Consider the following 9,146-nt stretch of genomic DNA (forward strand, 5'->3'; position numbering starts at 1 on the left):
CCAATTTCTGGACTTCTTTTCCACTCCTTTTTGCTTTCCCCAACTTTCTGCCGTTCATCTCCCCAAAACAGGCAAATTTTTGTTATAATTTTTAGCAGAGGTAAAAAGAGACATGAAAAACATTGCATTTGATTCGGACAAATACTTAAACTTGCAGCGCGACCATATCTTGGAGCGCATTAACCAATTCGAGGGCAAGCTCTACATGGAATTCGGCGGCAAAATGCTGGAAGATTTCCATGCTGCCCGAGTCCTGCCAGGCTATGAGCCGGACAATAAAATCAAGCTGCTCAAAGAGCTTAAGGATCAAGTCGAGATTGTCATTGCCATCAATGCCAACAACATCGAGCACTCCAAGGCTAGAGGCGATTTGGGCATTTCCTACGACCAAGAGGTTCTGCGGCTGATTGATACCTTTCACGAGCTGGACATCTATGTGGGCTCTGTGGTCATCACTCAGTATTCCGGTCAGCCGGCGGCCGATCTCTTCCGCAGTCAGCTGGATAAGAACGGCATTGCCTCCTATCTCCACTATCCTATCAAGGGCTATCCGACCGATATGGACCATATCATCTCGCCGGAGGGCATGGGGAAAAATGACTATATCCAGACCAGCCGCAATCTGGTGGTCGTAACGGCTCCGGGACCCGGTTCAGGCAAGCTGGCTACCTGTATGTCCAATATGTACCACGATCAGGTCCATGGCATCAAGTCCGGCTATGCTAAGTTTGAGACTTTCCCTGTCTGGAACCTGCCCCTGCATCACCCGGTCAACTTGGCCTATGAAGCCGCTACAGCTGATCTGGACGATGTCAACATGATTGATCCTTTCCATCTGCAGACCTACGGCAAGACCACGGTCAACTACAATCGCGACATTGAGATTTTCCCTGTCCTCAAGCGTATGCTGGAGCGCATCCTTGGCGAATCGCCTTATGCTTCTCCAACGGACATGGGAGTCAATATGGTTGGCTTTGCCATTGTAGACAATGAGGCGGCCATCGAGGCTTCCCAGCAGGAAATCATCCGCCGCTACTACCAAACCATCCTGGACTTCAAGGCTGAACGGGTCTCCGAAACAGCCATCAAAAAGATTGAGCTGCTCATGAACGACCTGGGCATCAGCCCTCAGGACCGGCAGGTGACTGTAGCAGCCCGGGCCAAGGCTGAAGCAACCGGCGAGCCGGCTTTAGCACTGGAACTGCCAAATGGTGAAATCGTGACCGGCAAGACATCTGACCTCTTTGGACCAACTGCTGCCCTGGTCATCAATGCCATCAAGAAGCTGGCAGCCATTGACAAGGAAACCAAGCTGATCGAGCCCGAGTATGTCCAGCCCATCCAAGGTCTGAAAATCAACCACCTGGGCAGCCGCAATCCGCGTCTCCACTCCAATGAAATCCTCATCGCCCTGGCCATCACGGCCATGACCAATGAAGACGCCGCCCTGGCCATGCAGCAGCTGGGCAACCTCAAGGGCAGCGAAGCCCACTCGACCGTCATGCTGACCGATGAGGACAAGAATGTCCTGCGCAAGCTGGGCATCCATGTCACCATGGATCCAGTCTACCAGTATGACCGGCTGTATCGGAAATAAAAACATTTTGAAAATCAAAACTCTTGGAGTCAGTCTCTCCAAGAGTTTTTGTATAGCTTCTTTTACATTCACTTCTCCAAACCAATCACCAGCTCCACACAGCCCCTGCCAGTTTTGCAATTATCAATACCGCTTGGACAGGATAAAACGCAAGAGATAGTAAAGCCCCAAAATCAGGAGAATGGTCAGGGTCAGAAACTGATGGAGGTTTAAGATGATTGGAACAATCATAGACAGAACACTCAGGCAGGCCGCCAGCAGCAAAAGGATAGTAAAAAGCAGAGTGCGGGCCTTTTCGTCTATCATCCGGTTGCGCTCGTCGGTCACCTGAATATAGAGCCGCTCAAAGGTTTCCTCCCGTCTTAAGGCAAAATTATAGCGAATGGTCAGCAAAGAAATCCCCATCAATATACCAACAAGGACTCCTTCCTGCTGATCGTTCAGAGAATGAAAGTGGCTCCAGACCAGCCCCAGCAGGAGAATCAAGCTCAGGATACGCCCCATGATGACCTTTCTCTGCAGTCTTTTGCGAAATTCTTGTTTCGTTAATGTTTCCATGTCAGTCTCCTATTTTTCATATGCTTGGAAGATTTTTAGGACAATTATAATAGCAGCTAGACTGAGCAGCGGAATCAGCTCTTGGGGAAAGGCTGGAAAGAGCAAATGCAGACCAAAGAGCAGAGCTATGATTGCCGAAGCCAGCAGCCATTTAAACAAATCATTTATTTTCATGATGAATCCTCCTCAAAGAGAAAAATATCTTCGATAGCCAGCCCGAAAAAACGGGCAATCCTGTGGGCCAGAATTAGAGAAGCATTGTAGCGGCCCTTTTCCAAAGAAATAATCGTTTGCCTCGTCACCTCTAGCTTCTCAGCCAGTTCTTCCTGACTGAGTTTTTTTCTTTTGCGCAGTTCCTGAATGCGGTTGTCCATGCTTCTCTCCTTTTGAATGTATAGCTTGCTTTACCTTATAAATATAGTATAGCTTCTTTTACATTTTTTGTCAAAGAAAAAGAGGCAGCAGCTCCTCTCTTTTATTCGAAAATTTCCCTGCTGATAGCCAGCTCCACCGCCGCTCCTCCTTGGAGCGGGTTCCAGACTTTGAGGCTGCCCTGATGGAGATTGGCTGCCTGCTTGGCAAAGGCCAGGCCGATGCCGTGATGGCCGCTGTCAGAATTGCGGCTAAGCTCGCTCTGATAAAAGAGCTGGTCGGCAGCAGCCAAGTCCTCCTGAGAAAAGGCCGGACCATTGTTCCAGATGGAAAAGACCAGCTGGCTGGATGATGGGCAGCTGATAGTCAGACTGAGCTCTCTGCTGTCAGGATCCGCATACTGGAGAGCATTGAGAAGGATGTTAATCAGGGCCCGTCGGAGGTAGTCCGGATGCAGCCTCAGGGTCAGGTCCGGTGCACAGTCCAGCTGGGTCGAAAAATGAAAATCCTGCCCCTTGCTGAAGAGGGCAAAATCCTCCTGCAAATCACGGACAAAATCAGCCAGGGCCAGAGTGACAAAGTCGGACTCCTGAGCCTGAAAGGTCTTGGCATAGTCTATTAAGGCCGCCGCATAATCCGCCATCTTCTGGCTGGCCAGGAGAATTTCAGCCGCATAATCGGCCTGCGGCTGGGGCAGCTGGGCTAATTCCAAGAGCTCAGCATTGCCCCTGATAACGGTCAGGGGGGTTTTCAGATCATGGGAAGTCGCTGACAGCTGCAGGACCAGGTCCCGATTGCGTCCCTGCTCACGGTCAAGCAGGCTGATAATTTCCTGACGGCTGGACCGCAGCTCCTGATAAACAGCTATCAGTTCCCGAATCCGAATCTGTTCAGTCTGATCCTGATCGTCCAGCTGCGGACTGCTGAGAAGGCCAATCTCCCTTTCAATCCACAAGAGCAGCTTGAGGATTTGATAGCCTGTCACCAGCAGCAAGGTGACGGCCCAAAAGAGGACCCGATAAAGCGGACTTAGCTGGCTGGGGCCAAAGTCATAGCCAATCATTAAAAAAATCAGGCCATGAAAAAAGACAATCTTGAGACTGGTCGTCCAGACTAGACTTCTGAAACTTCGGGTTCTAACTGCCATCGATAGCCGACTCCTCTCACAGTTGCAATGGCCTTTAAGCCTTCCTGCTTGAACTTCTGCCGAATCTGATAAATGTATTCGGAAATAGAGCGAAGCTGCGTATCCGAGCTCTCAGGATACAGCAGCTCATAGAGCGTTTCAGCGGAAAAAATCTGCTGAGGATGCCGGGCTAACAGCTGCAGCAGCTTGAATTCCCGCTCAGAAAAATCAATCAGCCGCTCAAAACAGGCCACCTGATAGCGACTAGGATAAAAACAGCAGTTTTCTGCTTCATACTGCTCTTCCTGATGCCGCTCCTCCCGCCGAAGGTGAGCCCGAATCCGGGCCAGCAGTTCCTTGGCTCCGAAAGGCTTGACAATATAGTCATCTGCTCCCCGGTAAAGGCCCTCTACCTTGTCCTCTTCCAGCTCTCTGGCCGTCAAAAAGAGGATAGGACAGGAAACATACGGCCGGATATAGGAGCACAGCTCAAAACCGCTGACCGGACTCATCATAACATCCAGCAATATCAGGTCATAGCCGACAAAGTCTGACAAATCCAGCTCCTCCGGCCGGCTGCAGACTGTCACCAAATAACCGTCCAGCTCCAAGATATGCTGCAGCAGTTTGAGAATGCTTGTGTCATCATCCACAGCTAAAATACGATATTCTTTCATAGTTTCCATTATAACACACCTCAGCGAATATCCTTTTTAAGGATTAGAAAAATAGCAGAGCTCCAAATCAAAAGCAGCCAGACCGCCTGAATCCCCAGACCGGACAGACTGAGGCCTGACCGCAGACTCTCATACTCAAACAGAGGGAGCGTTGCCAGATCCGGCAGGTAGCCGGCCTCTTTGATGAAGGTGGCCAGCAGTTGGCTGAGGCCAATCAGCAGCGGAAAGAGAACAGAGACCGGCACAATCCAAGATTGAAACAGCAGAGCCAGACCGGCAGTTAAAAAAGCCATAAAAAGATTGCTCAAAAGACCAAAGGAGCTGAAATAAAGGAAGTCTCCCAGCAAGGACCAGCTAAAGTCTAAGTCAAAACGGGCCAGCATGACAAGGAAACAGCTGCTTAGAATGACACTGTAGAGAACCGCAAGCAGCAAAAGCAGAAATAGAAGCTTCCCAGTCAGCCAAGCCTTTCGGCTGGAGACAGCCAAAAAATTGGTCCGCATGCCCGACTTGACAAACTCTTGGGCAAAATAGAGCGAAGTAAAGATAACGATGGCCGGCTGCGCTAGATAGAGGGCGTGCAAGGCCTCACTCAGAGCCTTGGCTTGGCCAACTGCCGTCCGACTGTAGTCCAGATTCATCAGGAAAAAAGGAATAGCTGCCAGAACCGCCAAAGCCGCAGCTAGAGACAGATAGTCAGATCGAAACTTAATCCATTCACTTTTAAGCAGAGCCTTTAACATCAGTAGCGTCCTCCTAAATCCGTCTTCAAAAAGCGCAGGGCGCTCATACCGCCGACGGCAAGCAGCCAGACGCTCAATATCAGCAGTCCCTGCAAGGGCTGATTGGCATAGTGAGAGGTCGGCGCCGCAGCAAACAGCTCACCTGCAGGCTGCGGCAAATAAGCTCCCCAGCTGGTATGCTCAGCCAGGTAATTCCCCAGATTATAAAGCTGCGGTACGAGAAAGAGCAGGGGCAGCAGCAGGGTCCGCCCCAGCAAGCCCAGTAAAAAGGACAAGAGCCCCAGCAGCACGACAGCCAGTGTTTTCCAGAGAAGATGGCTCCACGCAGCCTGATTGAGCAGGATTGGATGGAGGCCTTCTTTCCCCAAAGCCAGGTGCATAACCATATAGTTCAAATAAATTGATAAGAAGCTAACCAGCAGCGAAAATAAGCCAAAAGTCAAAACTTTTCCTGTTAGCAATTTCAGGCGGTTGTTGCAGGCCAAAAGGCTGGTTCGCAGACTATGAGACTGAAAGTCCATTGCACCCAGTATACCGCCCAGAATAACCAAGACCATGCTAGTCATCGAAGCCCCATTGAGACCAAGGTATTCCAGCGGATCAATGGCTTCTATCAGGCCTGGGGTCGTCTCAGGCGTGGCATTCAGGCCGACAGACAGATACTGCCGCCCCTCCAGCCAGGTTATGAGAGGCACCAAGAACAGCAGGATAGCCATACTCACTCTGAAAGCCTTGCTTGTTTTGATTTTCAGCCATTCGGCCCGCATCAAAGACAGGTATTCTCCCATCTCAGTCCCTCCCTTCTGTCAGATCAAAGAAGAGCTCTTCCAGACTATCCGCACCTTGCAGCACCTCCTCCAGTGTCCCCCGCTCGATAATCCGCCCTTGATGGATCAGCACCACATCATCGGTCACTATTTGCACCTCTGACAGGATATGAGAGGATAGGAGCACCGTCTTGCCCCGATCGGCCTGCTGACGGATAAAGCTGCGAAACCACTTGATACCGCTCGGGTCCAGCCCATTGGTCGGCTCATCTAAGATCAGAAACTGCGGATCGCCCAAAAGAGCCGCCGCCAAGCCCAAGCGCTGACCTTCGCCAAGTGACAGACTGGATAAGAGTGCCTTCTTCTTATGAGCGATTCCCGTCATCTCCAGCACCTCATCAATCCGAGACTTGGGGATGGCATTGCTGGCGGCAATGATTTGCAGGTGATCACAGACCCTGCGGCTGGGCAGACCGCCGATACCATCGAAAGTTGCTCCCACTGTCTTCAGGGGATAAGGCAGGCTGCTATAAGTCCGTCCGTCAAAGACGGCCTCGCCCGCATCTGCCCGATCCAAGCCCAGCAAAATCCTCAGCGTCGAGCTTTTGCCAGCACCATTGGGTCCCAGAAAGGCTGTAATCCGACCGCTTCCGGCCCTAAAAGAAATATCCTTCAGAATCTGCCTGTCCCCATGCTTCTTGCAGACTCCTTCTATTTTTACCAAATGTTCCATCCCATGCTCCTTTTTATAGTCTTTTAGTTTGCATTTAGTACTAGGCAACGAGCCTCAGGCTGTACTGGGGTACGGCAAGGCGAGTTAACGACGGAATAAAAGATAAACTAAATGACGATATTATTTGATGAGTACGAGTATACAGGAGCAAGTTCAGAAGAAGTTCAGACAAGAAAAAACTTGCCTTGCGACAAGTTTCAGACCGTAGACAAAGAGCCACTAATTCTTCATTCTAATTTTCTGCGATGCGCTGCAAGAACAGTTGAATGATTCCAATTATTGTAAGTAAGGCGAGCAACTAACCGAGACTTCCCGCTGTGAGAAAAGCGAGAGCGGGACAGACTCACTCGGAAGTTTTGAGAGTAAAATAATTCTGTGAACGATTTTAGCCTGAGCCTAGAAACCAAAAGGCGAGGAGGCTCAAAGCTTAGCTACGGAATTCCGAAGGAAGCCGCTAGCGTCCGTGCTCTCCTAAGGGAAGTCTTAATGAGGACTTTCTCTTCAATCTACGGCGGTGGGACAGACTCCCATGATGGCTGCGTCCTCACCCACAGAGGGATGGATCTTTTGGAAGATACCGTATAAGAGTCTGTCCCACCGCCTCTCTTCTCTCATTTTTCGACCGCCTCCCACAGCTGGCGGATGCTCTTTCTCCGTACAGGATCGACAAAATGCGGGGCAATTTCCAGCAGCGGCTGCAGGACAAAAGCTCGCTCAGCCGCATAAGGATGCGGGACAATCAAGTCCGGGCTGTAAATCTCTTCCTGCCCTATATAGAGAATGTCCAAATCAATGACCCGCGGTCCCCACTTGACCTCACGCACACGGCCTAGGTCGGCCTCAATAGCCAGCAGGGTCTGCAATAAATCCTGCGGTGCCAGCCAGCTTTCGACTTCTATCGCCTGATTGAGGAAAGGATCCTGCTCCACACCGCCCCAAGGCTCTGTCTCTATTCGGCCGGAAGCCTGCACCAGCCGGATGTGCTGCTCTGCCATTTTAGCCAAGGCTGCATCCAAATTGGCCGCTCTATCCCCCTGATTGCTGCCGAGGCCAATCAGGACCCGGCGTTTCTGCCTGACCAGCTTAACCGAGCAGGTTTCTAAAGGCAGGGGCACCGGTGCCCAAGGCTTCTTAACTTCCAGACTGACCTTTTGCACCAGCGGATGAGCCAGAAAAATCCGGTCAATCAGCTTGTAAGCCAGCGTCTCAATCAAATCCTCCTTGCCTTCCTGACACCAATGGGTCAAATCCTGAGCCAGCTCTCCGTAATGGATGGACGCCGTCAGATCATCTGTTTTGGCTGCCTGAGTCATGTCATAGTCTAAGATAACATCCAGAACAAAGCGCTGTCCCAATTCCTTTTCCGCTCCGAACAGACCGTGATAGGCATAAACTTCCAAATCCTTGATGCGCAGTTGGTCCATGCAACCCTCCTCATCTTTTAATGGCCCATTAATTTGTAGGCTTCATTTTTCAAATCCTTATCTGTCGCCAGAATTCCGCGGGCAGCTGTCGTCACCGTGGCTGTTCCCGGCTTTCTGACTCCGCGCATATTCATGCACATATGCTCCGCTTCGACCCAGACCAGAGCCCCCTGAGCCCCCAGATAGTCCATCAAAGCCTCAGCGATTTCCACCGTCAGCCGCTCCTGAATTTGCGGTTTTTTAGCATAGACCTCTACCGTCCGCGCCAGCTTAGAGAGACCGGCAACCCGGCCGTTGGGAATATAGGCGATATGAACCTTACCATAAAAAGGAAGAAAATGGTGCTCACACATGGAATGGAAAAAAATATCCTTCTCCACCACCATGTTATTGTCGATAATTTCAAAAGATTTTGACAGGTGCTCTTCAGCCGTCTCATCAAGGCCGGCAAAAATTTCCTGATACATCTTGGCTATCCGCTGCGGGGTTTCCTGCAGTCCTTCCCGGCTTCCGTCCTCGCCAATGGCCTCAATAATCTGAGCAACTGCTGCTTCTATTTTCTTGGTATCCATCTCTACTCCTGTCTTGGATTTAGTTTTTTATGATATAGGGTCTGACCTGAGCCAGAAAATAAAGAGAACCGGTCAGGAGCAGGAGCTCATCTGCCTCATGCTCTGCAGCCAGATAATGCTCCAGATAGTCCGGCCAGTCCCTGTACGACAGCCCCTCCTTTTCAGCCAGCTCTTCCATCGCTTCCCGGGAAAAACTCCGCTTGTCTGCAAAAGCCGTCAGAGTCAGCTCTGCAGCAGGCACTGTCTGCAGCAGCCCGACCATTTCTTCCAGAGACTTGGTCTGAATGCAGGCAAACAACAGCTGCTTCTTCTGAGCCGGATAATGCTCTGACAGTGAAGCGAGGAGCGAGCGCATAGCGTGAGGATTATGGGCCCCGTCTATGAGTATGAGGGGCCGTTCTGAGAGCTTTTCCAGTCTCCCCGGCCAGACTGCCCTAAGCAGGGCCTCGTCTACCTCTGTCTGACTCAGGAGAGGCAGCCCTTTGAGCCGGCAGTAAGTGTCACAGAGCTCAATAGCCAGAGCAGCATTATCGATCTGATGCAGCCCTAAAAGAGCTGTCCGATAATGGGCCTCAGC

Annotated in this window: 12 protein-coding genes; 1 reads left to right on the forward strand and 11 read right to left on the reverse strand. The window is 51.0% G+C overall.

Annotated elements, in window-relative coordinates; genetic code table 11:
* The first annotated feature begins 112 nt into the window (after positions 1 to 112).
* Positions 113 to 1,597: a DUF1846 domain-containing protein gene (locus STRDD11_RS07385; RefSeq protein WP_128836770.1), complete on the forward strand. Its 1,485-nt coding sequence runs from the start codon at positions 113 to 115 to the stop codon at positions 1,595 to 1,597.
* 123 nt (positions 1,598 to 1,720) lie between these two features.
* Here STRDD11_RS07385 and STRDD11_RS07390 read toward each other — a convergent pair whose 3' ends face one another.
* The 11 genes from STRDD11_RS07390 to STRDD11_RS14370 form a co-directional block, all read right to left on the reverse strand.
* Positions 1,721 to 2,155, reverse strand: a complete 435-nt coding sequence (locus STRDD11_RS07390) for a DUF2178 domain-containing protein (protein WP_128836771.1) — start codon at positions 2,153 to 2,155, stop codon at positions 1,721 to 1,723.
* 9 nt (positions 2,156 to 2,164) lie between these two features.
* Complete coding sequence (locus STRDD11_RS13685) at positions 2,165 to 2,329, reverse strand: hypothetical protein (RefSeq protein WP_164828422.1); 165 nt, start codon at positions 2,327 to 2,329, stop codon at positions 2,165 to 2,167.
* Positions 2,326 to 2,529 (reverse strand): helix-turn-helix transcriptional regulator, encoded by a 204-nt coding sequence (locus STRDD11_RS07395; protein ID WP_128836772.1) that lies wholly within the window; start codon positions 2,527 to 2,529, stop codon positions 2,326 to 2,328. Before STRDD11_RS07395 ends, STRDD11_RS13685 begins: the two co-directional genes overlap by 4 nt.
* A 101-nt stretch (positions 2,530 to 2,630) precedes the next feature.
* Positions 2,631 to 3,674, reverse strand: coding sequence for a sensor histidine kinase (locus STRDD11_RS07400; protein ID WP_128836773.1), 1,044 nt, complete (start codon positions 3,672 to 3,674; stop codon positions 2,631 to 2,633).
* Complete coding sequence (locus tag STRDD11_RS07405) at positions 3,641 to 4,339, reverse strand: response regulator transcription factor (protein WP_128836774.1); 699 nt, start codon at positions 4,337 to 4,339, stop codon at positions 3,641 to 3,643. The genes STRDD11_RS07400 and STRDD11_RS07405 overlap by 34 nt, the downstream gene beginning before the upstream one ends.
* 11 nt (positions 4,340 to 4,350) lie before the next feature.
* Positions 4,351 to 5,073, reverse strand: coding sequence for a lantibiotic ABC transporter permease (locus tag STRDD11_RS07410; RefSeq protein ID WP_128836775.1), 723 nt, complete (start codon positions 5,071 to 5,073; stop codon positions 4,351 to 4,353).
* Positions 5,073 to 5,861, reverse strand: a complete 789-nt coding sequence (locus STRDD11_RS07415; RefSeq protein WP_128836776.1) for a lantibiotic ABC transporter permease — start codon at positions 5,859 to 5,861, stop codon at positions 5,073 to 5,075. The genes STRDD11_RS07410 and STRDD11_RS07415 overlap by 1 nt, the downstream gene beginning before the upstream one ends.
* Before the next feature lies 1 nt (position 5,862).
* The gene (locus STRDD11_RS07420) at positions 5,863 to 6,573 is read right to left on the reverse strand and encodes an ABC transporter ATP-binding protein (protein ID WP_128836777.1); all 711 of its coding nucleotides are present in this window, start codon (positions 6,571 to 6,573) and stop codon (positions 5,863 to 5,865) included.
* 611 nt (positions 6,574 to 7,184) lie between these two features.
* The gene (gene folK, locus STRDD11_RS07425) at positions 7,185 to 7,997 is read right to left on the reverse strand and encodes a 2-amino-4-hydroxy-6-hydroxymethyldihydropteridine diphosphokinase (protein ID WP_128836778.1); all 813 of its coding nucleotides are present in this window, start codon (positions 7,995 to 7,997) and stop codon (positions 7,185 to 7,187) included.
* Between the two features lie 17 nt (positions 7,998 to 8,014).
* Positions 8,015 to 8,569 (reverse strand): GTP cyclohydrolase I FolE, encoded by a 555-nt coding sequence (folE, locus tag STRDD11_RS07430; protein ID WP_128836779.1) that lies wholly within the window; start codon positions 8,567 to 8,569, stop codon positions 8,015 to 8,017.
* Between the two features lie 19 nt (positions 8,570 to 8,588).
* Positions 8,589 to 9,146, reverse strand: a 558-nt coding sequence (locus STRDD11_RS14370; protein ID WP_277592736.1) for a glutamate ligase domain-containing protein, incomplete at its 5' end; no start/stop codon positions are given.

Origin of the sequence: Streptococcus sp. DD11, from assembly GCF_001578865.1 — a bacterium.
Taxonomy (GTDB): domain Bacteria; phylum Bacillota; class Bacilli; order Lactobacillales; family Streptococcaceae; genus Streptococcus; species Streptococcus panodentis.